This is a genomic window from Roseovarius sp. A-2, from assembly GCF_002072155.1.
In the GTDB taxonomy this organism is placed as follows: domain Bacteria; phylum Pseudomonadota; class Alphaproteobacteria; order Rhodobacterales; family Rhodobacteraceae; genus Roseovarius.
Genome location: NZ_BDIY01000001.1, coordinates 133,276 through 157,077 on the forward strand (window position 1 = coordinate 133,276; position 23,802 = coordinate 157,077).

General features: G+C 64.9%; 31 protein-coding genes. 17 read left to right on the forward strand and 14 right to left on the reverse strand.

What is annotated here, in order from left to right; genetic code table 11:
* Positions 1–82 precede the first annotated feature (82 nt).
* From BHD06_RS00690 to BHD06_RS00730, 9 genes are all read left to right on the forward strand, one after another.
* Positions 83–658, forward strand: a complete 576-nt coding sequence (locus BHD06_RS00690; RefSeq protein WP_080455058.1) for a carboxymuconolactone decarboxylase family protein — start codon at positions 83–85, stop codon at positions 656–658.
* A gap of 5 nt (positions 659–663) precedes the next feature.
* On the forward strand, positions 664–873 hold the full coding sequence (locus tag BHD06_RS00695; protein ID WP_080455059.1) for a hypothetical protein: 210 nt from the start codon (positions 664–666) through the stop codon (positions 871–873).
* Between the two features lie 5 nt (positions 874–878).
* Complete coding sequence (locus tag BHD06_RS00700; protein ID WP_080455060.1) at positions 879–1,724, forward strand: DUF1989 domain-containing protein; 846 nt, start codon at positions 879–881, stop codon at positions 1,722–1,724.
* A 210-nt stretch (positions 1,725–1,934) separates the two neighbouring features.
* Positions 1,935–2,435 (forward strand): YbjN domain-containing protein, encoded by a 501-nt coding sequence (locus BHD06_RS00705; protein WP_080455061.1) that lies wholly within the window; start codon positions 1,935–1,937, stop codon positions 2,433–2,435.
* Between the two features lie 44 nt (positions 2,436–2,479).
* A complete protein-coding gene (proC, locus tag BHD06_RS00710) occupies positions 2,480–3,295 on the forward strand; it encodes a pyrroline-5-carboxylate reductase (RefSeq protein WP_080455062.1) in 816 nt (271 codons plus the stop codon).
* Positions 3,288–3,626: a tRNA-binding protein gene (locus BHD06_RS00715; protein ID WP_080455063.1), complete on the forward strand. Its 339-nt coding sequence runs from the start codon at positions 3,288–3,290 to the stop codon at positions 3,624–3,626. The genes proC and BHD06_RS00715 overlap by 8 nt, the downstream gene beginning before the upstream one ends.
* Positions 3,623–4,579, forward strand: a complete 957-nt coding sequence (locus tag BHD06_RS00720) for a D-glycerate dehydrogenase (protein ID WP_080455064.1) — start codon at positions 3,623–3,625, stop codon at positions 4,577–4,579. Before BHD06_RS00715 ends, BHD06_RS00720 begins: the two co-directional genes overlap by 4 nt.
* Positions 4,580–4,706: 127 nt before the next feature.
* Complete coding sequence (locus BHD06_RS00725; protein ID WP_080455065.1) at positions 4,707–5,837, forward strand: beta-ketoacyl-ACP synthase III; 1,131 nt, start codon at positions 4,707–4,709, stop codon at positions 5,835–5,837.
* A 115-nt stretch (positions 5,838–5,952) separates the two neighbouring features.
* Complete coding sequence (locus BHD06_RS00730; protein ID WP_080455066.1) at positions 5,953–6,411, forward strand: hypothetical protein; 459 nt, start codon at positions 5,953–5,955, stop codon at positions 6,409–6,411.
* A gap of 6 nt (positions 6,412–6,417) precedes the next feature.
* On the opposite strand, the gene BHD06_RS00735 is transcribed toward BHD06_RS00730, so the two are convergent.
* The 4 genes from BHD06_RS00735 to BHD06_RS00750 form a co-directional block, all read right to left on the reverse strand.
* Positions 6,418–6,747: a DUF1294 domain-containing protein gene (locus tag BHD06_RS00735; protein ID WP_080455067.1), complete on the reverse strand. Its 330-nt coding sequence runs from the start codon at positions 6,745–6,747 to the stop codon at positions 6,418–6,420.
* 51 nt (positions 6,748–6,798) lie between these two features.
* Positions 6,799–7,392, reverse strand: coding sequence for a recombination mediator RecR (gene recR / locus BHD06_RS00740; protein ID WP_080455068.1), 594 nt, complete (start codon positions 7,390–7,392; stop codon positions 6,799–6,801).
* 68 nt (positions 7,393–7,460) lie between these two features.
* Complete coding sequence (locus BHD06_RS00745) at positions 7,461–7,805, reverse strand: YbaB/EbfC family nucleoid-associated protein (RefSeq protein ID WP_080455069.1); 345 nt, start codon at positions 7,803–7,805, stop codon at positions 7,461–7,463.
* A 102-nt stretch (positions 7,806–7,907) separates the two neighbouring features.
* A complete protein-coding gene (locus BHD06_RS00750; protein ID WP_080455070.1) occupies positions 7,908–9,674 on the reverse strand; it encodes a DNA polymerase III subunit gamma/tau in 1,767 nt (588 codons plus the stop codon).
* 148 nt (positions 9,675–9,822) lie between these two features.
* Between BHD06_RS00750 and BHD06_RS00755 the strand changes: the two genes are divergently transcribed.
* The gene (locus BHD06_RS00755; RefSeq protein WP_080455071.1) at positions 9,823–10,305 is read left to right on the forward strand and encodes a protein-tyrosine phosphatase family protein; all 483 of its coding nucleotides are present in this window, start codon (positions 9,823–9,825) and stop codon (positions 10,303–10,305) included.
* A gap of 6 nt (positions 10,306–10,311) precedes the next feature.
* Here the strand turns inward: BHD06_RS00755 and BHD06_RS00760 are convergent, their stop codons facing one another.
* From BHD06_RS00760 to BHD06_RS00790, 7 genes are all read right to left on the reverse strand, one after another.
* On the reverse strand, positions 10,312–10,581 hold the full coding sequence (locus BHD06_RS00760) for a hypothetical protein (RefSeq protein ID WP_139784604.1): 270 nt from the start codon (positions 10,579–10,581) through the stop codon (positions 10,312–10,314).
* A gap of 42 nt (positions 10,582–10,623) precedes the next feature.
* A complete protein-coding gene (locus BHD06_RS23540; protein ID WP_176214245.1) occupies positions 10,624–10,770 on the reverse strand; it encodes a hypothetical protein in 147 nt (48 codons plus the stop codon).
* A 266-nt stretch (positions 10,771–11,036) separates the two neighbouring features.
* Complete coding sequence (locus BHD06_RS00770; protein WP_080455074.1) at positions 11,037–11,795, reverse strand: SDR family oxidoreductase; 759 nt, start codon at positions 11,793–11,795, stop codon at positions 11,037–11,039.
* On the reverse strand, positions 11,782–12,717 hold the full coding sequence (locus BHD06_RS00775) for a 3-keto-5-aminohexanoate cleavage protein (protein ID WP_080455075.1): 936 nt from the start codon (positions 12,715–12,717) through the stop codon (positions 11,782–11,784). The genes BHD06_RS00770 and BHD06_RS00775 overlap by 14 nt, the downstream gene beginning before the upstream one ends.
* A 17-nt stretch (positions 12,718–12,734) precedes the next feature.
* Positions 12,735–13,685 (reverse strand): 3-hydroxyacyl-CoA dehydrogenase, encoded by a 951-nt coding sequence (locus tag BHD06_RS00780; RefSeq protein WP_139784605.1) that lies wholly within the window; start codon positions 13,683–13,685, stop codon positions 12,735–12,737.
* The gene (locus tag BHD06_RS00785; RefSeq protein WP_080455076.1) at positions 13,685–14,464 is read right to left on the reverse strand and encodes an SDR family oxidoreductase; all 780 of its coding nucleotides are present in this window, start codon (positions 14,462–14,464) and stop codon (positions 13,685–13,687) included. Before BHD06_RS00785 ends, BHD06_RS00780 begins: the two co-directional genes overlap by 1 nt.
* Positions 14,461–15,186, reverse strand: coding sequence for a GntR family transcriptional regulator (locus BHD06_RS00790; protein WP_080455077.1), 726 nt, complete (start codon positions 15,184–15,186; stop codon positions 14,461–14,463). Before BHD06_RS00790 ends, BHD06_RS00785 begins: the two co-directional genes overlap by 4 nt.
* Positions 15,187–15,317: 131 nt before the next feature.
* Here BHD06_RS00790 and BHD06_RS00795 point away from each other — a divergent pair, with 131 nt between their 5' ends.
* Genes BHD06_RS00795 through BHD06_RS00815 form a run of 5 tightly spaced genes read left to right on the forward strand, consistent with a single transcriptional unit; the run spans position 15,318 to position 20,353 of the window.
* Positions 15,318–16,355: a TRAP transporter substrate-binding protein gene (locus BHD06_RS00795; protein ID WP_080455078.1), complete on the forward strand. Its 1,038-nt coding sequence runs from the start codon at positions 15,318–15,320 to the stop codon at positions 16,353–16,355.
* A gap of 7 nt (positions 16,356–16,362) precedes the next feature.
* Positions 16,363–16,941, forward strand: coding sequence for a TRAP transporter small permease subunit (locus BHD06_RS00800; protein ID WP_080455079.1), 579 nt, complete (start codon positions 16,363–16,365; stop codon positions 16,939–16,941).
* Positions 16,934–18,277: a TRAP transporter large permease subunit gene (locus BHD06_RS00805; RefSeq protein ID WP_080455080.1), complete on the forward strand. Its 1,344-nt coding sequence runs from the start codon at positions 16,934–16,936 to the stop codon at positions 18,275–18,277. Before BHD06_RS00800 ends, BHD06_RS00805 begins: the two co-directional genes overlap by 8 nt.
* A 10-nt stretch (positions 18,278–18,287) precedes the next feature.
* The gene (locus tag BHD06_RS00810; protein ID WP_080455081.1) at positions 18,288–19,052 is read left to right on the forward strand and encodes an SDR family NAD(P)-dependent oxidoreductase; all 765 of its coding nucleotides are present in this window, start codon (positions 18,288–18,290) and stop codon (positions 19,050–19,052) included.
* 32 nt (positions 19,053–19,084) lie between these two features.
* Positions 19,085–20,353 carry a hydroxymethylglutaryl-CoA reductase, degradative gene (locus tag BHD06_RS00815; protein WP_080455082.1) on the forward strand — a complete coding sequence of 423 codons (1,269 nt, stop codon included), beginning with the start codon at positions 19,085–19,087 and terminating at the stop codon, positions 20,351–20,353.
* A 44-nt stretch (positions 20,354–20,397) separates the two neighbouring features.
* Here the strand turns inward: BHD06_RS00815 and BHD06_RS00820 are convergent, their stop codons facing one another.
* The 3 genes from BHD06_RS00820 to BHD06_RS00830 are packed head-to-tail and all read right to left on the reverse strand — an operon-like array spanning position 20,398 to position 22,883.
* The gene (locus tag BHD06_RS00820; protein WP_080455083.1) at positions 20,398–21,165 is read right to left on the reverse strand and encodes an anti-sigma factor; all 768 of its coding nucleotides are present in this window, start codon (positions 21,163–21,165) and stop codon (positions 20,398–20,400) included.
* Entirely contained in the window at positions 21,149–21,685 is a 537-nt protein-coding gene (locus tag BHD06_RS00825) for a sigma-70 family RNA polymerase sigma factor (protein WP_080455084.1), read from the reverse strand. The genes BHD06_RS00820 and BHD06_RS00825 overlap by 17 nt, the downstream gene beginning before the upstream one ends.
* Before the next feature lie 28 nt (positions 21,686–21,713).
* Positions 21,714–22,883 (reverse strand): 2OG-Fe(II) oxygenase, encoded by a 1,170-nt coding sequence (locus BHD06_RS00830; protein WP_080455085.1) that lies wholly within the window; start codon positions 22,881–22,883, stop codon positions 21,714–21,716.
* Between the two features lie 315 nt (positions 22,884–23,198).
* Here BHD06_RS00830 and BHD06_RS00835 point away from each other — a divergent pair, with 315 nt between their 5' ends.
* Entirely contained in the window at positions 23,199–23,378 is a 180-nt protein-coding gene (locus BHD06_RS00835; protein WP_254892261.1) for a transporter substrate-binding domain-containing protein, read from the forward strand.
* Positions 23,379–23,463: 85 nt separating this feature from the next.
* Positions 23,464–23,799: a hypothetical protein gene (locus BHD06_RS00840; RefSeq protein WP_080455087.1), complete on the forward strand. Its 336-nt coding sequence runs from the start codon at positions 23,464–23,466 to the stop codon at positions 23,797–23,799.
* The last annotated feature ends 3 nt before the right edge of the window (positions 23,800–23,802 follow it).

The following is a 23,802-nucleotide window of genomic DNA, read 5'->3' on the forward strand; positions in this document are numbered from 1 at the left end:
TGTGCCCCCTGCCGCATGCGGCGGGGGGTTTTCTTTTGTCCGGGCGTTTGGGAGGATCGTGCCCAGAAAAGGAGACACCGATATGCCGCTCTTGCCGAGCCTGCCCGACCCCGCGCATCTGCAGGACCTGTACGCGCGTTTTCCCGAGAATGTGCGCCCCTTGATGGAATATACCGACGGGCTGTTGCGCGGTGAGGGAGAGCTGAGCGTGGGCGAGCGGGAGTTGATTGCCACCTATATCTCGGCGCTCAATGCCTGCACGTTCTGCGCAGGCGCGCATCGCGCCTATGCGGAGGTGTTCGGGATCGACGGCGCGCTGATCGATGCGCTGATCGAGGATTTCGAAAGCGCGCCGGTTGATGAGCGGTTGCGCCCGGTGCTGGCCTATGTGGCCAAGCTCAACACCCTGCCGAGCAAGCTGGTGGAGCGCGATGCCAGGGCTGTCTATGACGCGGGCTGGTCGGAGGCCGCGCTTTATGAGGCGGTGCAGGTATGCGCGCTCTTCAACATGATGAACCGGATCATCGAGGGCACGGGGGTGAATTTCGATTATGCCGACGCGCCCGATGGGCATCCGGCGGCGGGATCTTCGCCAGAGGCGCAGGCGCGGAGCTATGGCGAGTTCGGTGACAGGATCGCGGCGATGGCCAAGGGCTGAGCCGCATGATCGTCGTCATCGGGCTGATTGTCGCCTTTATCCTTGTGCTGATCTTTTCCAACCGGGCGACGCGGGGGTGCCGGTGGCGCGAATACCGGGTGAGTGGCTGCGATCTGCGGCGACGCTGGCAGTGCGTGGCCTGTGGCGCGGAGGTCTTTACATCCGACGGGACCGCGCCGAAGGTCTGTCACGATCCCCGCCGCAAAAGGACGTGACAGAGATGAACCAAGCCCCCGCCGATGCCGACGCCCGTCGCGCCGTAGCCCCCGTGATCTGCTATCCCGTCGACACGCTGCCCAGGCCCGATCTGGCGCTCTATGCGGCGGCGCGCGAGGGGGCGGAGAAGGTGGCCGAGGTGGTCGTGCCGCCACGTGAGGCGGCGTGCTTTCGCGCCGGTGCAGGTGAGTTTTTTCGCATCTCCAGCATCGAGGGGCCGCAGGTGGGTGACCTCAACCTGTGGAACGCGGATGATCTGTCGGAGCGGTTCTATTCCGGCAAGACGCGGGCGCTGCATGGCACACATGTGACGCGGGGCGAACGGCTGTGGTCGTCGTTCCCGCATTTGCGCCCGATGGCGACGATTGTCGCGGATACGCTGGAATGGTACGGGATTGATGCATTTGGCGGCTCGGTACATGACGTGATCGGCACGCGCTGCGATCCCTATACCGGCAATCTGCTGTCGGGGGTGCAGTATCACCATTGTTGCCATTCCAACCTGACGCGCGCGGTGGCCGATGAGTTGGGTGTGACGCTGGCCGAAGCGGAAGGGCATGTGCATGATGTGCTCAACGTCTTCATGTGCACCGGGTTCACCCGCGACACGGGACAGTATTTCATGAAGGCGAGCCCGGTGCGGCCCGGGGATCATCTGGAGTTCTTTGCCGAGATCGACCTGCTGGGGGCGTTGAGTGCCTGCCCGGGCGGCGATTGCTCAGCCGAGCATACCAGCGATGCGGCCCCCTGCCATCCGCTGATGGTCGAGGTGTTCCGGCCTGTGGACGGGGCGTTGCGCGGCTGGCAGGGCCCGGCGCGCAACGGCTATGAGGGCGGGCACGGCAGATAGGCGCGGCAGCACGGGTCTGCCACGCCTTGAGGCTGGGAACAATCCATCCACAACATATTGCAGATATCCCCAACAATTTGCTTTACAGGGGGGCGGAATGCCCGCACCATATCTTGTATGGGTGGAGGGAATGGCCCCCGCCTGTAGAGCAGGCACCTAGCGTTGGGGGTGCATCGCCATCCCCCGCGCTACAGCAAATGAGGCGGCGCCATGGCACTTTCCGAAAGCTTCTTTCAAGAAGATCTCCATCCCATTGATATCGTTGAGCATATCGCCGAAGGTCATGACTGGGATTTCGACCGGATCGGCGACGATCAGATCGCCATGGCGGTCGAGGGCCAATGGCGCACCTATTCCCTGACACTCGCGTGGTCGCATCATGACGAGACCTTGCGACTGGTGTGCACCTTCGACATGGAGCCACCCGAGAACAAGCTGCCCGCGCTTTATGAAATCTTGAATGAAATCAACGATCAATGCTGGTCGGGTGCGTTTACCTGGTGGGGTGCGGAGAAGCTGATGGTCTATCGCTACGGCCTTGTGATGGCGGGCGCGCAGGCCCCCTCGCCCGAGCAGATCGACACCCTGCTGAGCGCGGCCGTGCTGAGTGCCGAGCGCTATTACCCGGCCTTTCAGCTGGCGATCTGGGGCGATCAGACCCCGCAACAGGCGATGCAAGTCGCCATTGCAGAGGCCTACGGGCGCGCGTAACACTGCCCCCCGCGACAGGATGTAATCAAACGCGGGGGATCACAATGACCATGGATCACGTGGCCGAGAAGGGCCTTGTTCTGCTGGGTTGCGGCAAGATGGGCAGCGCCATGTTGCAGGGCTGGCTGGCGGGCGGATTGCCGCCTGCCTCGGTCCGGGTAATCGACCCGAACCCGTCCGAGTGGCTGCGGGGCACGGGCGTTCATATCAACGCCGATCTGCCTGCAACGCCCGCCATCGTGCTGGTCGCGGTCAAGCCGCAGATGATGGGCGACGCCCTGCCGGTGTTGCGCGACCGGGGCAATGGCGACACGCTTTTCGTCTCGATCGCCGCTGGCACGCCGATTTCCGCGTTTGAAGCCGCGCTTGGGGGTAAGACCCCGATTGTGCGGGCGATGCCCAACACCCCCGCCGCCGTGGGCCGCGGCATCACCGCGATCATCGGCAATGCCCATGCGAGTGCCGCTCAACTCGATCTGGCCGACATACTGTTACAGGCCGTCGGGCAGGTCGTCCGGCTCGACGATGAGGGGCAGATGGATGCGGTCACGGGGCTCTCGGGCTCTGGTCCGGCCTATGTCTTTCACATGATCGAATGCATGGCCAAGGCGGGCGAGGCGCAGGGCCTGTCCCCCGATCTTGCGATGCAACTGGCCCAGGCGACGGTGGCGGGCGCGGGCGCGCTGGCCGAGGCGGCGGATGAAACACCGGCAGAGTTGCGGCGCAACGTCACCAGCCCCAACGGCACCACGCAGGCGGGGCTGGAGGTGCTGATGGATGAGGCGACCGGCCTGCCCCCGCTGATGGTGCGCACGGTCAAGGCCGCAACCGACCGCTCAAGGGAGTTGCGCAATGGCTGAGATCACGTTTGACGACTTTCTGAAGGTCGATATCCGGGTGGGGCGCGTTACCCGGGCCGAACCATACCCGGAGGCGCGCAAGCCCGCGATCAAGCTCTGGGTGGATTTCGGCCCCGAGCTTGGCGAGAAGAAATCGAGCGCGCAGATTACCGCGCATTACAGCCCCGAGGCGCTGATCGGGAGCCAAGTGCTGGCGGTGGTCAATTTCCCGCCCCGGCAGATCGGCAAGTTCCTGTCCGAAGTGCTGGTGCTGGGGCTGAGCGATAGCGAGGGCGAAATCGTTCTGATACGCCCTGACATGGACGTTCCTATCGGAGAGAGACTGCATTGAAACGGATTCTGATCACCCGGCCCATGCCCGCCCGTGTGCTCGACGCTGCGCGCGACCATTTCGAGGTGGAGATGCGCGACGACAACACCCCGCTGAAGCCCGGGCAGATGCGCGGGGCGCTGGCGCTTTATGACGGTATCCTGCCGACGCTTGGCGACATGTTCGGCGCGGATGTGTTCGCCGAGGCCGAGGGCAGCCGCTGCCGAATTCTGGCGAATTTCGGGGCCGGCTATAACCATATCGACGCCGCTGCCGCGCGGTCTGTGGGCATTGCCGTTACCAACACGCCCGGCACTGTGACCGATGCCACCGCCGATATCGCGATGACGCTGATCCTGATGAGCGCGCGCCGCGCAGGCGAGGGCGAGCGGCTGGTGCGCGCGGGAAAATGGCCGGGCTGGAACCCGACGCAGATGCTGGGGTTGCATGTCACCGGCAAGACCGTGGGCATCATCGGCATGGGCCGCATCGGGCAGGCAATCGCGCGGCGCTGTCATTTCGGGTTTGGCATGAAGGTAGTTTATTACAACCGCTCCGAGAAGGCGGTCGAGATCGAGGCGCGGCAATTGTCACGGATCGAGGATGTGGCCGCTGAGGCGGATTTCGTCGTCATCGCGCTGCCCGGTGGGGCCGAAACCCGGCATATCATCAATGCCGGGGTGCTGGCCGCGATGAAGCCAACCGGGCATCTGGTGAATATTGCGCGCGGCGACGTGGTGGACGAGGCAGCGCTGATCTCTGCCCTGCAAAAGGGTCGCATCGCGGGCGCGGGGCTCGATGTCTACGAGCGCGAGCCGGAGGTGCCGGACGCACTCAGGGCGATGGAGAATGTCGCGTTGCTGCCGCATCTGGGCACCGCCGCCCTGGAGGCGCGCGAGGCCATGGGGTTGATGGCGGTGGAGAACCTGCGTGCCTTTTTCGACGGAGAAACCCCGCCCAATCAGGTGAACTGAGCCACAGCGGGCGTTTTTGAGTATTTTTGCCAAGAAGAAACTCCGATTGCCCGATTTTGCGCCACGTCGTGCTTGACGGGGGCAGGAGGACGCGTTGATCTGGCCGGAACTTTGAGGAGAACGGATTATGGCGCAGCCCGCGATAACGGGATCGGGTGTGTTCACGCCCGCCGAGGTGATCAGTAACGAGGAACTGGTCGAGGCGTTCAACGCCTATGCCGAGCGGTTCAACACGGCCCATGCCGCGGCCATCGCGGCGGGCGAGGTTGAGGCCAAGGGCCTGTCCTCGCCGGAGTTCATTCTCAACGCCTCGGGGATCGAGCGGCGACATGTGATGGACAAGAGCGGCGTGCTCGATCCGGAGGTGATGCATCCGCTCTTGCGTCAGCGCCGCGATGACGAGCCGGGGATCATGGCGGAAATGGCACTCGATGCTTGCGGCAAGGCGTTGGCGCAGGCGGGGCGCGAGGGGGCGGAGATCGACCTGATCATCTGCGCCGCCTCGAACCACGAGCGACCCTATCCGGCGATTGCCATCGAGATACAGGAGTTGCTGGGCGCGGGCGGCTTTGCCTTTGACATGAATGTCGCCTGTTCCTCGGCCACCTTCGGGATTCAGGCGGCGGCGGATATGATCCGTGCGGGCAGTGCGCGGCGCGCCATCGTGGTCAACCCCGAGATTTGCTCGGGTCATCTGGAATGGCGCGACCGGGATTGTCATTTCATCTTTGGCGATGTCTGCACCGCTGTCCTCATCGAGCCGGCGGAGGAGGCACAGGGCGCGCATTTCCTGATCCATTCGACGCGCTGCGCTACGAAGTTTTCGAACAATATCCGCAACAATAATGGATTTCTGCGGCGCACCCGGCCCGATGGAGTGGCTGACCGGCGCGACATGCAGTTCATGCAGGAGGGGCGAAAGGTGTTCAAGGAGGTGCTGCCGATGGTCTCGGCGCATATTCTGGAACATCTGGAGGGTGAAGGCGTCACGGCGGACGACCTGCGCCGTCTCTGGCTGCATCAGGCGAACAAGACGATGAACGATTTCATCGGCCGCAAGGTGATGGGGCGCGTGCCCGAGGCAGGCGAGCAGCCGAATATCCTTCAGGACTATGCCAATACCTCGTCCGCCGGGTCGATCATCGCGTTTTCGCAGTATTCGGGCGATCTCGAACCCGGCGACAAGGGCCTGATCTGTTCGTTCGGTGCGGGCTATTCGGTGGGCTCGGTGCTGGTGGAACGGGCCGGGGCCGCGTGACGGTCTGACCCCGCAAGCCCGCGAAATAATTTGCAAATGACATTGCGGGGCAAAGTCACTAAGGGAAAATCAGGTTTTGGTGCCCCGGCGGTTCGGGGAGAATTGGGGGTCGGGTATGTCGACGATGCGAAGCTATCTGAAAAAGCACACCGAGGCGCTGGTCAAGGATGTGGGCATCGAGGCGGCGTGCAGGCTGACCGGAAAATCCAAGGCCACGCTGGGCCGATATTACTCGGATCACGAGGAACATGCGGACCGTTTCATGCCGGTGGATGCGGTGGCGGCACTGGAAGAGGCGGCGCGCTATCCGCATGTCACGGCGGCATTGGCCGAGTTGAAGGGCATCCAGCTAAGCCTGAACGGCACCCGGCGCAACGCCGATGAAAAGGCCAATGTGAACAGCGACGTGATCGCCCTGTCACAGCGGTTCGCGCTGCTGATGGCCGAATATCAGCAGAGCATCGAGGACGGCCGGATCACCGCGAACGAGGCCAAGCGCCTATTGCGCGAAACCACGCAGTTGCAGCAGGTGCTGATCGAGATGAAGTTGCATCTCGAGGACGAGGTCAGCTGAGCCCGCTCAGCCGAAGAGTGCCGCCGAGGCGTCGGTCAGCATCGCCACGACCGAGGCGCGGAACCCCGGCAGCACGAGGGCCGACAGAATCCCAAGATGCAGCACGATGATCGCGTTGAGCGAGGTGCGAAACGGCTCCTTGCGGGTTTTGTGGCGAAACATCGCCTGTCCGGTCTTGGCCCCGAACGAGCCGCCGACGAGGCACAGCGTCAGCATCGTGCTTTCGGGCACGCGCCAGCGTTTGTGAATCGCGCATTGCTTGTCCCACCAGAAGAGACCAAGCGTGACAAGATTGAGCCCGACGATGTAGGTGAGGGCGAGAGCAAGCGGAGACATGGCAGTATTTTCAGATGTTCGAGTGTGTCAGGTGCCGTGTGATGCGGCGGCTCAGAGGTTTTTGCGCGCCGAGAGCGCCGCGCTGATCGTGCCATCGTCGAGATAGTCCAACTCGCCGCCAATGGGAACACCCTGTGCGAGAGATGTGAGCGTAACTTTGCCTTCAAGTTGATCGGCGATGTAATGCGCGGTGGTCTGGCCGTCGACCGTGGCGTTGAGCGCGAGGATCACCTCGCTGATCTCTTCGGTCTCGACCCGGTCCACCAGTTGCGGGATGCGCAGCGTCTCGGGCCCGATCTGATCGAGCGCCGACAGCGTGCCGCCGAGTACGTGGTAGCGCCCCTTGAAAGATTGCCCGCGTTCCATCGCCCACAGATCGGCCACATCCTCGACCACGCAGATCTGGCCGTTGGCGCGTTTCTCGCTGGCGCAGATATCGCAGGTCTCGGTGGTGCCGACATTGCCGCAGGTGGCGCATTCGCGCGCGGTGGCGGCGACGCTCTGCATCAGGTCGGCCAGCGGCGTGAGCAGCAGAGCGCGTTTGCGGATCATGTGCAGCACGGCGCGCCGTGCCGACCGGGGGCCAAGCCCCGGCAGGCGCGCCATCATGTCGATCAGGGCGTCGATGTCGCGGGTGCTGCTCAAGCGTGATGTCCGTTTCGCGGGCCTTGGGCCGGTGGGATGAATATTTGGAGAACGATGAAACCGCTGCGTCAGAATGGCAGTTTCATGTCCTTGGGCAGGCCCATGCCCTCGGTCAGCTTGCTCATCTCTTCCTGCGCGCGGTCGCTGGCCTTGGCTTGCGCGTCCTTGATGGCGGCGAGGATCAGGTCCTCGACCACTTCCTTGTCGTCGGAATTGAAGATCGAGGGGTCTATATCGAGGCCCTTCAACTCGCCCTTGGCGGTGCAGGTCGCCTTGACGAGGCCCGCGCCGCTTTGTCCCTCGACCATGATGTTGTGCATTTCTTCCTGAAGGTCGGCCATTTTCGTTTGCATTTTCTGCGCGGCCTTCATCATTTTGGCCATGTCACCCATCTGGCCCAAACCCTTGAACATGATATGATCTCCTCTGGATCTTGGCCCGTTATGGCGGGCCGGGAAAGATTTCGCCGTCTTTAAGCATATTGGCATGACAAAGGCGACAGGCAAGCGGCAGGATCAGTCCTCCTCAAAGGGATCCCATTCATCCTCGACCTCGGGCAGGGCATCGGCGCTGGCATCGGTGGTGATGTCACGGGCAGTCTTGATTTCCTTGATCGCGGCCTTTGGGAAGGCCTCGAACACCGCGCGCACGAGGGGATGTGCCTGCGCCTCGGTTTTCAGCGCGTCGCTCTCGGCCTCGCGGGATTCGCGGATCGTGGGTGTGGTTGCGGAATTCACCAGCGTGACGGCCCAGCGGTTGCCGGTCCAGCGTTGCAGCGCGCCGCCAAGACGTTGTGCGAGGTCCTGCGGCGCGTCGGGTGTCGGCGTGAACTCGATCCGTCCGGGGCGGTAGGCGGCGAGGCGCAGGCAGCCTTCGACCTCGATCAGCAGTTTGGCATCACGATTGGCGCGGATCAGGTCGAGCACATGCTCGAAGGTGGGATAGCGCGCGAGCGCCTCTTCCGCGTCCTGCGCGAGGGCTGTGACCTGTCCTGTGCCCCGTGCGCTTGGCCCCGAGGGGCCGGAATGTGTGGGGCGGGGCAGGGGGCCACCCTGGGCCGAGGTGTTTTGGCCTTGTGCCTGCGGACGCCCGCCGCCTCCGCCACCCGGCGACGGCGGGCTGTCGTGCAAGCGGCGCACGAGGTCTTCGGGCGTGGGCAGGTCGGCGACATGGGTCAGGCGGATGATCGCCATTTCGGCGGCCATCATGGAATTAGGGGCATCGGCCACCTCGTCGAGTGCCTTGAGCAGCATCTGCCACATGCGGGTCAGGATGCGCATCGGCAGGGCCTCGGCCATCTCCTGCCCGCGGGCGCGCTCATCGGGGCCGATGGTGGGATCGTTGGCGGCGTCGGGGGTGATCTTGACCACGGAAATCCAGTGCGTGATTTCCGACAGATCCCGCAGCACGGCCAGCGGATCAGCCCCTTCGGCATATTGCGCGCCGAGTTCGCTGAGCGCGCCCGCCGCGTCGCCCTTCATGATCATGTCGAAGAGATCGAGCACCCGGCCCCGGTCGGCCAGCCCCAGCATGGCGCGGACCTGCTCGGCCCCGGTTTCGCCCGCGCCGTGGCTGATCGCCTGATCGAGCAATGACGTGGCATCGCGCGCCGAGCCTTCGGCGGCGCGGGTGATCAGGGCGAGCGCATCGTCGGTGATCTCTGCGCTTTCCCTGTCAGAGATGCGGCGCAAGAGGGCGATCATCACCTCGGGCTCGATCCGGCGCAGGTCGAAGCGCTGGCAGCGCGACAGGACGGTGACCGGCACCTTGCGGATCTCGGTGGTGGCGAAGATGAATTTCACATGCGCGGGCGGCTCTTCCAGTGTCTTCAGCAGCGCGTTGAACGCGCCGGTCGAGAGCATGTGCACCTCGTCGATGATATAGACCTTGTAGCGCGCCGAGGCGGCCCGGTAATGCACACTGTCGATGATCTCGCGGATATTGGCGACGCCGGTGTTGGAGGCCGCGTCCATCTCCATCACGTCGACATGGCGGCCCTCCATGATCGCGCGGCAATGCTCGCAGTCACCGCAGGGATCGGTCGTCGGGCCGCCATTGCCGTCGGTGCCAATGCAGTTCATCCCCTTGGCGATGATCCGCGCGGTGGTGGTTTTGCCGGTGCCGCGAATACCCGTCATGATGAAGGCCTGCGCGATGCGATCGGCCTGAAATGCGTTCTTGAGGGTGCGCACCATCGCATCCTGTCCGACCAGATCGGCAAAGGTCTCGGGCCGGTATTTGCGGGCCAGAACCTGATAGCCGGTCGTGGGGGTGTCGGACATGCGCGGGCCTTTCGGATTCGGAGGTCTGGGGCAAGGTAAAGCGGGGCAGGCGGGGCGTCCACCTTGCTTTTTGCGCAGGCCACGTCAAAGCTGTGTCCTGTATCGGTGGGAGGGGTGTGATGCGTAGCGGGGGAAAAGGCGTGCGGCGATGGCGGAGTTCGTGATCCACGCCCTGCATGTGGGGGGCGGCACGCTGGCGCTTGCGCCATTGCCGGGCACGAGCGGCAACCGGGCGGCCGATATGGCGCATCTGCGCGACTGGAAACCGGCGCTCGTTCTCTCGCTGACCACCGAGGCGGAGATGGTGGCGCAGGGTGCAGCAGACGTGGGGGCCGAGGTGCAGGACATGGGCACGCGCTGGATCGCCTTTCCGGTGCCGGACATGGGTGTACCGGATCGCGAGAGCGCCGCCGACTGGCGCGCGGCGAGTGCGGTGGCGCGGGCGGCGCTCAGGGGCGGTGGCCGGGTGCTGGTGCATTGCCGGGCCGGTTGCGGGCGCAGCGGCATGGCGGCGCTGCGCCTGATGGTGGAATGCGGCGAGGGGGCCGAGGCGGCGCTGCGGCGGCTGCGTGCGATGCGCCCCTGCGCGGTGGAGACCGAGGCGCAACTGGCCTGGGCGCTGCGGACGTGACGGGGCTCAGGATTCCACGCGCGCCATCGAGGGATCGAAGAACGGTTTGAGCGAGGCGGCGGCAGGCACGCGTTGCCCGGCGATGTCGATCTGCCAATTGTCGCTCGCCACCACCTCGGCGATGAGCGGTGCTGTGGTTTCGGCAAAGCCGATGCCCACGGCCCCCACGTCTGCGGCACCCTGCGCCACGTCCACCTGGGTGCAGCTGATCTGGTTGAACAGGGTGACGGCATCGCGGCCCTGCACGAGGAATTTGGCCATTGTCGGCATGTCCATCACGATCACGTCCTCGCGCGCGGCGTGATGCTCGGCGGCGTGTCAATCGAACCAGTTCTGCCGCCCCCAGCTATAGCGTTCGACATTGGCCTCTTCAGGGGGCGACGCGAACCAGTCGGGCAGGTCCCAGCTGTGGCTTTCGCTGAAACAGGTGCCTGCGGCGAAAGGCGGGGGTGTTGTGACTGCCATCGGCGAAACGGTCGACGTTGAACGCGGTGTGATCGACCGGGCCGTGCCCCCCGGCGATCCAGTGCGCCAGCGTCCTGCCGATGCCGGGGCCGTAGACGATGCCCTGCGAATTGAGCCCTGCCGCGATCCAGCAATTGCGCAGCCCGGGCGCCTCGCCGACCAGCGGGGCAAGCCCGGCGATCAGGTTGCGGCCTTGGGTATAAAGCTCGCGTTCCCGTTCGCTGCTGCAATGGGATGGGGCCGCGCGCGCCCGACTGGGGGAGACCTCAGCGCCCGGCCGAGATGTCGAGCACCGCGCCGCTGACGTAGGAGGCCGCATCCGACAGCAGCCATGTCACCGCCGAGGCCACCTCGTCGGCGCGACCGATACGGCCGAGTGGAACGTCACCCGTCTTCGCGGCGAGCCGGTCGACGAGCCCGGCGGTCGCGTGGATGTCGGTGTCGATAAGGCCCGGGGCCACGGCGTTCACGCGAATGCCATCCGCGCCAAGCTCCTTGGCAAGGCCTATCGTCATCGAATTGATCGCACCCTTGGAGGCGGCGTAATGGATCCATTCATTGCCACCGCCGAGGGCTGCCGCGCGACTTGACATCAGGACAATCGCGCCGCCCGCGCCGCCGTGGCGGGTGGACATCAGCCGCGCTGCCGCCTGCACGGTCAGGACGGTACCGGTCACGTTCACGTCGAGGACGCGGCGCAGGTCCGCCGGGGCGAGATCCTCCATCCGGCTGGAGGGGCCGGTGATGCCGGCATTGGCAAAGACACCGGTTGGCGCGCCAAAGGCGTCCTTGCAGGTCTCGAACAGGGCCGTGACCGCCACGTCGTCGGCGACATCGCCCTGCACGGCGATGGCCGTGCCGCCCGCGGCCTGCACGCGCCGGGTCAGGGCCTGCGCCGCGTCTGCATTCGACGCATAGGAAAACACCACCGGACGCCCGGCACCGGCAAGCGCCATGACGGTCGCCGCGCCGATGCCGCGACTGCCCCCGGTGACGATGACGGGGCCGGGCTCAGAATGCGACATTGTCCCCGCCTTTCAGGTCCAGCATCTCGCGCGCCTCATCGGGTGTCGCCACCTCGAGGCTGAGCCCTTGCAGGAGTTCACGCGCCTTGCGCACCTGATCGGCGTTGCTCTGCGCGAGCTTGCCGGGCGAAATCCAGAGCGAATCCTCTAGCCCGACGCGCACATTGCCGCCCTGTGCGGCGGCCTGTGCGGCGACCGGCATCTGATTGCGCCCGGCCCCAAGCACGGACCAGACATAGGCATCGCCAAAGAGGCGGTCCGCCGTGCGCTTCATATGCGCCACATCCTCGGGATGCGCGCCGATGCCGCCGAGCAGACCGAACACCGTCTGCACGAGGAACGGCGCCTTCACCAGACCGCGATCCACGAAATGCGCCAGGTTGTAAAGATGGCTGGTGTCGTAGCATTCGAATTCGAACCGGGTGCCATTGGCGTTGCCGGTGTTCAGAATGTGCTCGATATCGGCAAAGGTGTTCTTGAAGACCAGATCGCGGCTGTTTTCGAGATGCTGCCGCTCCCAGTCGTGCTTGAACTCGGTAAAGCGGTTCAGCATCGGGTAGAGTCCGAAATTCATCGACCCCATGTTGAGCGATGCCACCTCCGGCTTCAGCACCGCCGCCGGGCGCATGCGCTCCTCGACGCTCATATGCGGGCTGCCGCCGGTGGTGAGGTTCAAAACCGCCCCGGTGGCCTGTTTCAACTGCGGCAGAAAGGCCCGGAACGCATCCGGGTCCTGGGTCGGGCGGCCGGTTTCGGGGTCGCGGGCATGCAGGTGCAGGATTGTCGCGCCGGCCTCGGCAGCGGCCAGGCTGTCGGTGATGATCTCTTCGGGTGTGACCGGCAGATGCGGGGACATCGAGGGCGTGTGGATCGCCCCGGTCACGGCGCAGCTGATGATCACCTTGCGGGTCGGTTTGGGCATGTTGGTTCTCCGGTTAGTCAGGAATTGGGGGCGTTGTCTCTGAGGTGCTTCATCATCCGCACCAGCCGGCTGTCGCGCTCGGCTTGTGCCTCGGATATCTGCTCAAGCGGCAATCTATCGCGCCGCGCGGCGTCAATCCGGTCGAGCGTCTCGCCGGTCCAGTCGGGATGCTCGCGCTGCGTGGCGGCGATCTTTGCATACATTGGGCCGTATCGGGTGACATAGTCGCGCACGCCGCCCGGGGCGTTGAGGTCGATGGTCTCGAACGGACCGAGCAGAGCCCAACGCGGGGCGAGCCCGTCGCGCAGGCCGGTATCGATATCCTCGGGCGAGGCGATGCCGTTCGCGACAAGGCGGAACGCCTCTTGCAACAGCGCGCCTTGCAGGCGGTTCATGATGAAGCCGTCGATCTCGCGGGCCATGCGGATGGGCTTCTGGCCGATCCGCCCCATCAGCGCGGTGCAGCGGTCCATCGCGTCGGCGCTGGTCCACGGGGCGGGCACGATCTCGACCGCCGGGATCAGGCTGGGCGGGTTGATCGGATGGGCGACAAGGCAGCGCTCGCGCCCGGCGATATGTTCGGTAAAGGCCGAGGGCAGTAGCGCGGATGTCGAGCTGGCAAGGATCGCGTCGCGCGGGGCGCGGGCATCCAGATCGGCAAACACCGCCTTCTTGATTTCCAGCTTTTCGGGCACGTTTTCCTGGACGTGAACGGCCCCGGCGAGCGCTGCGTCAAGATCGCCTGCGATCTCGACGCGCCCGATGATGTCGGCTGCCGTTTGACCGTCAAGCATGCCTGCGGCCTCCAGCTCATCCGCCAGCGCCGCGAGGGTTGCGCTGGCCCGATGCGCCGCGTCGGCGTTCTCGTCGTAGAGCGCGACAGAACAGCCGCCGCGCGCAAAGGCCACCGCCCAGCCGCATCCGATCAGGCCGCTGCCGATGATTGCCGCCTTGGGGATGTCGGCCATCACAGCGTCTCTACCCCGGCGCAGACGCTGAGCGCCTGCCCGGTGATGTTGGCCCCGCCCGGCGTGTTCAGAAACAGGCACATCGACGCGATGTCATGCGGGCTGACCATGCGGCGCAGCGCGACTTTCTCGAGGTTGCGTTCGCGCATTTCCGCATAGCTGAGGCCGAGCCGTTTGGCGCGGGCGTTGATGACCCGGTCGATCCGGGGGCCTTCGACGATGCCGGGCAGGATCGCATTGGCGCGCACGCCCTGCGGCCCGAGTTCCGAGGCGAGGCTTTTCGCGAGGCCGATGACCCCCCATTTGGAGGCGGCATACGGCGTGCGGTAGGCAAAGGGCAGGCGCCCGGCGACCGAGGCGATGGCGATGAAACTGCCGCGGCTCGCGATCAGATCCTGCGCCGCGAAGCGTGCCGCCAGATAGGCACCGCGTAGATTGATGTCGAGGGTGCGGTCCCAATCCTCGGCGCTGATATCCCCGACCGTCGAGGTCGGCCCCTCGATGCCGGCATTCGCCACCACGACATCGAGCCCGCCCAGACGCTCGCGGGCCTCGGCCACAAGGTCGCGCGTGGCGGCTTCGTCAGAGGCGTCGGCGACCGTTCCGCTGATGGTGCCTGAACAGGCGGCGGCCACGGCCTCGGCGTCGACGTCCGAGACATGGACCCTGGCCCCGGCCGCCGCGAAATCGTCAGCGATGGCCTTGCCGATTCCGGCGGCCCCGGCGGTGATCAGGACGCGCAGGCCCGGTGGTGGGGTGAGGGTGGACGGTGATGTCATGGATGTTTTGCCTCTTTCTTTGGTGATTTGTCTGTCTCGACATTCAGGAAGGCGCGAATGTCCTTCGCGGCGGTGGTGATGTCATCGACGATGGCGCGGCGCACGGTCGCCCCGTCGCGGGCGTCCAGCGCGGCCATGATCTGATCGTGAAACCCCTGAGAGGTGGCCATGTGCGCGCGATCCGGCACGCTGGCGCGAATCGAAGGGCCGACCATGAGCCAGAGCCGCTCGATCATCCCGAGCAGAAGCGGCCAGCCGCACACCTTGTAGATCGCGGCGTGAAAGGTCGCATTGGCCTTGAGATACCAGTCGGCGTCGCCGCTGTCGGCGGCGGCGGTCAATTCTTCGTTGAGCTTTCGAATCTCGAAGATGTCCTTGGCTGTCATCTCGGCGGTGGCGCGTTCCGCGGCCATGCCCTCGATCTCGATGCGGATCGCGCAGATCTCGTCTAAGTCCTGCGGTCGCAGCACCCGCAGCCGAAGCGTGCGGCTTGACGTATTCTCGAGCGCGCCCTCGGTGGTGAGCCGGGTCAGCGCCTCGCGCACCGGCATCGCGCTGACCTTCAGATCCTCGGCTAGCCCGCGGCTGGAGAGCACCTGACCCGGGCGAAAGACACCCGACATGATCGCATCCCTCAGATTGTCGAAAATCTGCTGTTGCAGGCTGTCTCGTCTCAGGCTGCCAGCCTGAAGCGTGGCGCGGGGTTCGGAAACGTCTTGCATATCGGATTACTGTTGCTATCGTTGATCTGAGATCGCAGATTGCAGCGCAAGACGAAAGAAGTCAAGCAAGCCCCTGCATCGGCGATCGTATTTCGCCCGAATCGACCGGGCTGCATGAAGGGAGGACCAACATGAAATTGAAGGCAACATTACTGGCTGCGGTGGCGGCGGTTGCCAGTGTTCCGGCGCAGGCCGAGACGCTGGACGTGGCGAGCACATTTCCAAAGAATCTAGCATTTCTCGGGGAAGGGGCCGAGGTTCTGGCCAAGAACATCGAGACCGCGACTGGCGGCGACGTCAAACTGCGCGTGCATGGCGCGGGCGATCTGGTTCCGGCGCTCGAGGTGCTCAACCAGGTGAGTTCCGGTGCGATTCCCGCAGGATGGGACTATATCGGTTACTGGGGTGGCACGATCCCCGTCGCCTCGCTGGCCGGCTCGATGCCGTTCGGACCGGGGCCGGACCTCTTTGTCGGCTGGATGTGGGAAGGGGGCGGCATGGAAATCGTCCAGAAAGCTTATGACCCGCTCAACGTCAAACTGCTGCCCTGCCACGTGACGGCCCCTGAGCCGGGTGGCTGGTTCAACAAGGAAATCAACAGCGTCGAGGACCTCAAGGGCCTGCGCATGCGGATTTCCGGCATGGGCGGTCAGGTGCTCAACAAGCTTGGTGTCTCGACCCAGCTCATTCCCGGCGGCGAGCTTTACGTGGCGCTGGAGCGTGGCCGTATCGACGCGACCGAATTCTCGCTCCCGGTGGTCGACAAGGCGCTCGGCTTTGCCGAGATCGCCAAGTATTACTACTTTCCGGGCTGGCACCAGCCGGCAAGCTGGAACTCGCTCATCATGAACATGGATGTCTGGAACGGCTTTGACGAACAGACCCGTGATCAGATCATGGTGGCGTGCCGGGCAACGGTGAATTGGTCGCTGGCGGCCGCACCCCAACCGCAGGGTGCAATCATCGACGAGTTCCGGGCTCAAGGCGTCGAGACCAAGCGCTTTCCCGACGACGTGCTTGCGGCGCTGCGCGAGGCCGCGACTGAAGTGCTCGCTGAGCAGGCAGCCGAGGACGAGATCTTTGCCGAGGCATATGAGTCGATCCAGGCCTATCTCGCGGATGCCGAGACCTGGACGTCGCTGCAGGCCATCCCCGAGCCGTCGGAGTAATGGGTAAATGACCCGTCGTTCCACATTGGAGCGGGCCGGCCATGCGCTTGTGCAAGCAAGCGCATGGCCTGGCCGTGTCGCGGCCTGGCTGGTCCTTCCGATGATCGCGCTGGTATTGGTGGCGGTTGTCGGGTCGCTCATGAAATGGGGCCAACTCGCAAGCTGGGAGGCCGATCTGCCGCTCTTCGGATCGGAACTGACCCTGACCGGACTGGCCGAATTGCAATGGCACCTGCAGGCGATCATCGTCATGCTGGGCGTGTCCTATGCCTTGGCACGTGATGCGCATGTCAAGGTCGACATGCTTTCTGTCCGGTTCACGCCGCGCGGCAAGGCGCTGGTCGACTTGCTGGGTGATCTGGTCTTTCTCCTGCCGTTCTGCGCCATCATCGGCTGGCTGAGCCTCGGCTTTGTCGAATTCTCCTACAGTACCGGGGAGCGATCCGATTACGGCGGCCTGACCGACAGGTATCTCGTGAAATCCATTCTTCCGATCGGCTTTGTCGTGCTTGCCCTGTGCGGGGTCGGGCGGGTTCTGCTGCATCTGGGTGTGCTCTTTGGCGGCGGAGACCGACCTCATGATTGAATATATCTTGCCGCTGTCGATGGTGCTCGCTCTCATCCTCGGGATTTTTTCGGGTTACCCTGTGGCGCTGGTGCTGGCGGGTGTCGGCATTCTCTTTACCTTCATCGGCGATGTGCCGCTGGTCTTTCTGAACACGATCTCGTCGAAGATATTTACCGGCACCCTGACGAACTGGCTGATGATGGCGGTGCCGCTCTTCGTCTTCATGGGGCTGATGCTCGAGAAATCGAATATCGCCAGGAACCTGCTTTTGTCGCTCGAACGGCTCTTTGCGCAGCGGCCGGGCGGGTTGGCGCTGTCGGTTACGATCGTCGGCGTCGTCATGGCCGCGAGCACGGGTATCATCGGGGCCTCTGTGGTCATGCTGGGCCTGATGGCCTTGCCGGTCATGCTGAAGCAGAATTATTCCATGCGTCTCGCGGCCGGCACGATTTGCTCGGCGGGAACGCTGGGTATTCTGATCCCGCCATCGATCATGCTGGTTCTGGTCGGTGATATCCTGCAAATCTCGATTGGCGATCTGTTCATGGGTGCGGTCGTCCCCGGCCTCATCCTGGGCACGCTCTACGCAATCTATATCCTCGTCGTCACGCATCTCGATCCGTCGCTGGCCCCGCCGAGCGCGGCGCAGGAAAAAGTCTCGACGCTCGAGGCGCTGGCGGTGCTGATCAAGCACCTGATCGCACCGATCATCCTCATTCTCGGGGTGTTGGGATCAATCGTGGCGGGTATTGCCACGCCGACCGAGGCCGCCGCGATAGGCGCGCTCGGTGCCACGTTGCTCGCCGCCGTCATGCGGCAATTGACGTTTCGAAACCTCATCGATTGCGTTCAGGAAACCGCGCTGACGACAGCGATGATCCTGATGGTCGCAATCGGGGCCACGGTCTTCAGCGCGATCTTCAAGCGGGTCGGCGGCGATTACATGATCGAGGACGCGGTGATGGCCATCGCTTCGGGTCCGTATCAGACGCTGTTCCTCATCATGGCGCTGATCTTCGTTCTGGGCTTCTTTCTCGAATGGATCGAGATCAGCTATGTGGTGCTGCCGCTTTTCGCTCCGATCATCGCGGGGCTGGATTTTGGGCTCGGTCATTCCGGGATCACCCTGACCTGGTTCGCCGTGCTGGTGGCGGTCAACCTGCAAACCTCGTTCCTGACGCCACCCTTCGGCTATGCGTTGTTTTATCTGCGTGGGATCGCGCCGCCGGAACTGGGCATCCGAGACATTTATGCTGGGATCGTGCCTTTCGTGCTGATCCAGCTCGTGGGATTGGGCCTGTGCATCCTGTTCCCGTCCCTGGTGCTGTGGTTGCCGGACGCGCTGGCAAATTGAGGAGACGAGGATGAGCGATCTTTTTGATCTGACCGGCAAGCGTGTCGTGATCACCGGCGGCACCAGCGGGATCGGGCTGGCCACCGCGCGCGCCTTTCTCGAGGCGGGGGCGCAGGTTCTGATATCCGGGCGCTCGGTCGAACGTGGCCAGCAGGCGCTGACGACGCTGGAGGGCAGGGGCCCGGCCTGGTTCGCCGCTGGCGATGCTGCGGACGAGAGCGACGCAGTCGCAGTGGCGCGGGCCGCAGAGGAGCGCATGGGCGGGACCGATGCGATCGTCTGCGCGGCCGGAATGAACCGGCGCGGCGCGCCGCAGGATCTGAGCCTGGAGGATTGGGATGCGGTGGTGGACGCGAGCCTCCGGGGCACGTTCGTCACGGCGCGGGCGTTCTACCCCGGCCTTTGCAAGGCGGGGCAGGGGCGCATCGTCACCGTGGGCTCGATGCTGTCGGTTCTGGCCAATGAGGCCACGGCCCCCTATGCGGCGGCCAAGGGCGGGGTGGTGCAGCTTACCCGCAGCCTGGCCGTGGCCTGGGCGAAAGACGGCATCCGCGCCAATTGCATCCTTCCCGGCTGGGTGGACACGCCGCTGACGCGGCAGGCCCGCAAGGACATGCCCGACCTCGACCGCCGGGTGTGCGAGCGCACCCCCGTGGGCCGCTGGGCAACCCCGGACGAGATCGCCGGAGCGATCCTGTTCCTCGCGACCCCGGCTGCGGGGTTCATGACCGGCACAGCCATCCCGGTCGATGGCGGCTATCTGATGCGGGCCTAGCCTGCGGACCAGCGAAAAAGGCGGAAAATGACATGACGGAACGCAGTTCGAGACTGACTGGATTTGCAACCCTGAGCCGGTCGGAGCGGCTGGACGCGCTGAAGGACTGGTTGCCGGAGGGCACGGACGCTTCGGGTATTCTGGGCAATACCGGGGTGTTGTCGGGGGATCTGGTGGACCGGATGGTCGAGAACGCCATCGGCGTCATGCCGGTCCCTCTGGGCATCGCGACGAATATGGTTGTGGATGGCGAGGATGTGCTGATCCCGATGGCAACCGAGGAAAGCTCGGTCATCGCCGCCGTCTGCAACGCGGCCAAGCGGTGCCGCGCCACGGGCGGGTTTCGCACCTCCTACGCGGGTTCACTGACCATCGCGCAGGTGCAGATCCTCGACGTCGCGGATCCGCATCGGGCGCGTCTCGAAATCCTGCGCCGGTTCGAGGAGATGCGCGACCTGTGCAATCAGGTCGATCCGATGCTGGTCGAGCTTGGCGGCGGATTGCGCGATGTCGAGGTGCGGCTGCTGGACGGGCGGCACGGGCGCATGGTCGTGGTTCACCTGATCGTCGACACTCGCGATGCCATGGGGGCCAATGCGGTGAACACGATGGCCGAACGGATCGCCCCGGTGCTGGCCGACTGGACCGGCGGACGGTCCCTGCTGCGCATCCTGTCCAACCTGGCCGACCGACGTCTGACCCGCGCCGAGGCGGTTTGGCCCGCCGACGAAATCGGCGGGGCGGCGGTCGTCGACACGATGCTGGAGGCCGCCGAGTTCGCCGTGATCGACCCCTACCGCGCCGCGACCCATAACAAGGGGATCATGAACGGTGTCTCGGCGGTTGTGCTCGCGACCGGCAACGATACCCGCGCGATTGAGGCCGGTGCCCATGCCTATGCGGCCCAATCCGGCCAGTATGGCCCGCTGACCCGCTGGGAGAAAACCGCCGACGGGGGGCTGGCGGGGTCCATCGAGCTGCCGCTGTCGCTCGGCATTGTCGGCGGGGCCACGCGCATTCATCCGGTGGCACAGCTTGCGCTCGGGATCATGCGGGCCGAGAGCGCCGGGAGATTGTCCCGGCTTGTTGCCGCCGTCGGTCTGGCGCAGAATTTCGGTGCGGTCCGGGCGCTGGCGACCGATGGCATCCAGAAAGGGCACATGGCGCTGCACGCGCAGAATATCGCCATCGCCGCCGGGGCCGAAGGCGATGAGATCAGCCGCATCGCGGACGCGATGAAGGCGCGCGGCGAGATCAACGCATCCATGGCGGCGCGCCTGCTGGCGGAGCTTCGGACATGAGCGGCGTTCGATAGGCCCGCAGACATGACGCGGCGGGCACGCCCTCAGTTCAACGTGCTCAAAAGCTGCGTCGCGCCGTTTGCAAGTTGCGCCGGATGGCCCGACTCGTCGATCAGCACGAAGGCCGATTGGCCCTGGTCGAACAATGCGATCGTCCGCCCGTCGTATTCGAAGGCGGTCAGCGGGTCTTCGACATCTCCTGCGCTGCGCGCCACGACCAAAAGCAGGAGCCGCCCGAGATCTGGCGCGTCCACGGCGATGGCGATGCCGGGACGCGTCGGGGTCGCAACGACCTGCACGTCGCGGACCGTCCAGCTTGCCGGCAAGGGTGGCAGGTCGATACCGAGCGCCGCGTTGATCTCTTGCGGGTTCAGCTCCGCGCTCTCGGGTTGCGACACCATCCAGTGCCGAAGCTCCAGCGCCGCCTGCGCGTCAAGCGCGGCCTCCACCAACGGGGGCGCGCCCGTCGGCCCGCTTGCTTGCCACGCCATGTTACCGGCCCAGCCGGCCGCGAAGAGGACGAAGGCCGCCGCGAAGGGGGCGGCGCGGCGCAGGTATCGTTGTCCGCGCAGGCGACCCTGAAGCCGGTGCGCCTCGGTCAGCAGCCGGGGCGGCGCGGGATCGCCGTCCACCAAAAGCGCCATGCGCAGCGCGGCGGCGTTGCTTGCATCCGCGAGCAGATCTGCCATCCGGTCGGGTCGTTCCGAGAGATAGTCTGCAACGGCGATGGTGCGATCAGGGTCCAACTGTCCCCGCAGGAACGCCGGAAGATCGGCCTCGAGGTCCGGGTCTGTCTCAATCCTGTCGCTCATCGCGTCCTCCCACGATCCTGAAGGGGTTGGCGGCCCCGGCCTGGCCATCCTCGAATGCGCGCAGCGCGGCGCGCGCCCGCCCGACCCGGGACATGACCGTGCCGGGCGGCACGCCCAGCACCTCCGCTGTCTCGGCCACGGTGAGCCCTTCGACCGCGATGAGGTGCAAGGCCTCGCGTTGATCGGCACTCAGGGCAAGGAACGCGGCGCGCAGCTGCGCCAGCCGCGCCGCCATTTCCCCCGAGGGAGCGGAGAAGGCTGGTTGTGTTTCGGCCCAGGCAGTTTCCCGCGCCTCGGCCGCCTGCATGCTGCGGCGGTTGTCGATAAAGAGATTGTGCAGGACAGCCATCAGCCAGACCCGCACATCCGCGCCGTCGCGGAACGTGGCACGCCGCTCTTGCGCCCGAACGAACGTCGCCTGGACAAGATCATCCGCCGCCTCGGCATCCCGGGTGAGCACACGGGCGTAGCGGCGCAAGGCCTCCAGCTGTCCGACGATATCGAGGTCGTTTCCGGCCATGGGTGTCAGATCTCCGGTTGCGCGCGGATCACGCGGATTTCTCCTTGGGGTCTTTGTCGCTTGCACGATAGTTCGAGCCGCTCTGCCCGATATAGCGGGCGTTCTCTTGCCGTATCCGTGCCGCCGCATCATCGTAGAGGAAAGGCAGGAAGGCAAAGCGCCTGCCTTGCGTCACCTTGCTGACCTTGTGCAGAAGCGAGCAGGAAAATACCACCGCCCCGCCCGGCGGCGCCTTGAAGCTGCGCGGACCGTATTCGGGAAAGCTGACCTCGCCGCCCTCGAAGTCGTCGTTGAGATTGACCGAGACCGCGAAGCGGCGATGCGCCGTGCCCCGAGTTGTGTTGTCGCGATGCGCGGCGAAATGCCCGCCATCCTCGGCCGCGTAGCAGGACACGATGTAGCGCTCCATCCGGGTAGCCTTGAACTGATGGGCTTTCGCGATCTCGGGAACGACGCGGCGGAGGAACCGCGCTTGCAACGCCGATATGAGGTCACGATCCTCGATGTTGTAATCCTTGCGACGCTTGAATCCCGGATCGTTTATACCCACGGTCCGCCCATCGACCTCGCGCATGAAGCCGCTTTCACGCCCGCCTTGCGCCTCGTAGAGACCGATCAGATGGCGGCAAAGGTCAGGCTCGATCACCCGAGGCAGGAACAGCACCGGGGCCATGATCTCGGTGCCCGTGTGACGTTCCGGCGGCGGCAGCGCGCCGAGCAGGGTCATGACCTCGGTGATGTCGCCTTGATCCGGCCGGAACGGGATCGCGGCCAGCACGCGCATGCCGGGATCGATGACGACCCATTGCCGCGCGAGCGCCACCTGAGCGGCTGCGGAATCGGCATCTCTGGCGGCGACCCCGTAAAGGCGAGAGGCACTAAGGTCAAAGTCCCAGAAATGACGGTAACCGGGGATGCGGTTTGCAACCCGACCGCTCGTCTCGTCCTCGGGGTCGATGCTGACGCCGAAGAAGCAGGCACGGTCGTCATCGAAGATGTCCGGTCTGCTATAGGCTGCCTTGAGGGCCGCCTCTGCATGGGCCTCGCCTGCACTGCCGAAAAAGCACAGAACAAGATATCGCCCCGCCGCACTGCTGAAGGCGTAACGCGGATTGGACACGCTGCGCTGGATGAAGCCGGGTGCCGGATCACCCGGCGTGAGCAGCGTTGTCGTGTCGATCTGAAACTGCGACGTCATTCTTCTGGTCCCTCGCATTTCACCCGTTTACGGAGACAGTGCGCGTTTGCATCCCGGCGGCGCGTGAAAATCGTGCCGGGCGCGCCCCGCACGATTCGTACAGGGCCCCGGATTTGCGATAACCTGTCCTGCCGGTCGCAACCGAGACCATGACCGCATGCACGGGTTTTCAAGAAAATGTCGCCTTTCCCGGCACGTCGCCGCCCGGGGGCACATGGGCGCAGGACTTGCCCGAAAAACTGGTGATGGGCACGGAAGGCACCTATCCGTCCTCCACGTACGTGGACTCCGACGGCAATGTGCAGGGTTTCCGAGATGCGCCGCCCGGAATTCACCGGTCCCGAGTGGTTCGGCTATAGGGCCGGTGTCGCGGTCTGCAAGGACGACAAGGCGATTGCCGACGCGTTTTCGGAGGCGATCGCGGCGCTGCGCGAGAACGGCACCTATCGGGAGATCTCCGACAAGTGGTTCGGCCTGAATGTCTACGGCGGTTGACACCTCTCTGACCCGGCTGTCCGTCATCGCTTTGACCGCCGGGTCTTATCCTGCATGACACCGAACACCATTCGGAGAAACACCAATGCCTGAGCTTCAGGGTTGCGGCAGCCTGCTGATTGACTGGCTGATGATGACGCTCGGCGTTGCGATCGCGTCGATGATCGGTGCGCTGATACTGGGGCTTGTCGCCGCTGCGGCAAAGCTCTTGGGACCCGAGGCGGGACGGGTTCTGATCGAAGCCTATACGACGGCCGTGCGCGGGGTGCTCGAACTCGTTCTGCTGCTGATCTACTACGGCTTGCCCACCTTGGTGCAGGACACGCTTGGCGGCTGTCAGGCCATTCTCATCGACCATGAGCGAGGCATTCTGAGCGGCGGTTCCGATCCGCGCAAGGACGGTCATGCGGCAGGGTTCTGAGCC

Coding starts and splice junctions, on each gene's coding strand:
- BHD06_RS00690 (WP_080455058.1), top strand. CDS start 83: ATGCCGCTCTTGCCGAGCCTGCCCGACCCCGCGCATCTGCAGGACCTG.
- BHD06_RS00695 (WP_080455059.1), top strand. CDS start 664: ATGATCGTCGTCATCGGGCTGATTGTCGCCTTTATCCTTGTGCTGATC.
- BHD06_RS00700 (WP_080455060.1), top strand. CDS start 879: ATGAACCAAGCCCCCGCCGATGCCGACGCCCGTCGCGCCGTAGCCCCC.
- BHD06_RS00705 (WP_080455061.1), top strand. CDS start 1,935: ATGGCACTTTCCGAAAGCTTCTTTCAAGAAGATCTCCATCCCATTGAT.
- proC (WP_080455062.1), top strand. CDS start 2,480: ATGACCATGGATCACGTGGCCGAGAAGGGCCTTGTTCTGCTGGGTTGC.
- BHD06_RS00715 (WP_080455063.1), top strand. CDS start 3,288: ATGGCTGAGATCACGTTTGACGACTTTCTGAAGGTCGATATCCGGGTG.
- BHD06_RS00725 (WP_080455065.1), top strand. CDS start 4,707: ATGGCGCAGCCCGCGATAACGGGATCGGGTGTGTTCACGCCCGCCGAG.
- BHD06_RS00730 (WP_080455066.1), top strand. CDS start 5,953: ATGTCGACGATGCGAAGCTATCTGAAAAAGCACACCGAGGCGCTGGTC.
- BHD06_RS00735 (WP_080455067.1), bottom strand. CDS start 6,747: ATGTCTCCGCTTGCTCTCGCCCTCACCTACATCGTCGGGCTCAATCTT.
- BHD06_RS00745 (WP_080455069.1), bottom strand. CDS start 7,805: ATGTTCAAGGGTTTGGGCCAGATGGGTGACATGGCCAAAATGATGAAG.
- BHD06_RS00750 (WP_080455070.1), bottom strand. CDS start 9,674: ATGTCCGACACCCCCACGACCGGCTATCAGGTTCTGGCCCGCAAATAC.
- BHD06_RS00755 (WP_080455071.1), top strand. CDS start 9,823: ATGGCGGAGTTCGTGATCCACGCCCTGCATGTGGGGGGCGGCACGCTG.
- BHD06_RS00760 (WP_139784604.1), bottom strand. CDS start 10,581: ATGGACATGCCGACAATGGCCAAATTCCTCGTGCAGGGCCGCGATGCC.
- BHD06_RS23540 (WP_176214245.1), bottom strand. CDS start 10,770: ATGGCAGTCACAACACCCCCGCCTTTCGCCGCAGGCACCTGTTTCAGC.
- BHD06_RS00770 (WP_080455074.1), bottom strand. CDS start 11,795: ATGTCGCATTCTGAGCCCGGCCCCGTCATCGTCACCGGGGGCAGTCGC.
- BHD06_RS00775 (WP_080455075.1), bottom strand. CDS start 12,717: ATGCCCAAACCGACCCGCAAGGTGATCATCAGCTGCGCCGTGACCGGG.
- BHD06_RS00780 (WP_139784605.1), bottom strand. CDS start 13,685: ATGGCCGACATCCCCAAGGCGGCAATCATCGGCAGCGGCCTGATCGGA.
- BHD06_RS00785 (WP_080455076.1), bottom strand. CDS start 14,464: ATGACATCACCGTCCACCCTCACCCCACCACCGGGCCTGCGCGTCCTG.
- BHD06_RS00790 (WP_080455077.1), bottom strand. CDS start 15,186: ATGCAAGACGTTTCCGAACCCCGCGCCACGCTTCAGGCTGGCAGCCTG.
- BHD06_RS00795 (WP_080455078.1), top strand. CDS start 15,318: ATGAAATTGAAGGCAACATTACTGGCTGCGGTGGCGGCGGTTGCCAGT.
- BHD06_RS00800 (WP_080455079.1), top strand. CDS start 16,363: ATGACCCGTCGTTCCACATTGGAGCGGGCCGGCCATGCGCTTGTGCAA.
- BHD06_RS00805 (WP_080455080.1), top strand. CDS start 16,934: ATGATTGAATATATCTTGCCGCTGTCGATGGTGCTCGCTCTCATCCTC.
- BHD06_RS00810 (WP_080455081.1), top strand. CDS start 18,288: ATGAGCGATCTTTTTGATCTGACCGGCAAGCGTGTCGTGATCACCGGC.
- BHD06_RS00815 (WP_080455082.1), top strand. CDS start 19,085: ATGACGGAACGCAGTTCGAGACTGACTGGATTTGCAACCCTGAGCCGG.
- BHD06_RS00820 (WP_080455083.1), bottom strand. CDS start 21,165: ATGAGCGACAGGATTGAGACAGACCCGGACCTCGAGGCCGATCTTCCG.
- BHD06_RS00825 (WP_080455084.1), bottom strand. CDS start 21,685: ATGGCCGGAAACGACCTCGATATCGTCGGACAGCTGGAGGCCTTGCGC.
- BHD06_RS00830 (WP_080455085.1), bottom strand. CDS start 22,883: ATGACGTCGCAGTTTCAGATCGACACGACAACGCTGCTCACGCCGGGT.
- BHD06_RS00835 (WP_254892261.1), top strand. CDS start 23,199: ATGCGCCGCCCGGAATTCACCGGTCCCGAGTGGTTCGGCTATAGGGCC.
- BHD06_RS00840 (WP_080455087.1), top strand. CDS start 23,464: ATGCCTGAGCTTCAGGGTTGCGGCAGCCTGCTGATTGACTGGCTGATG.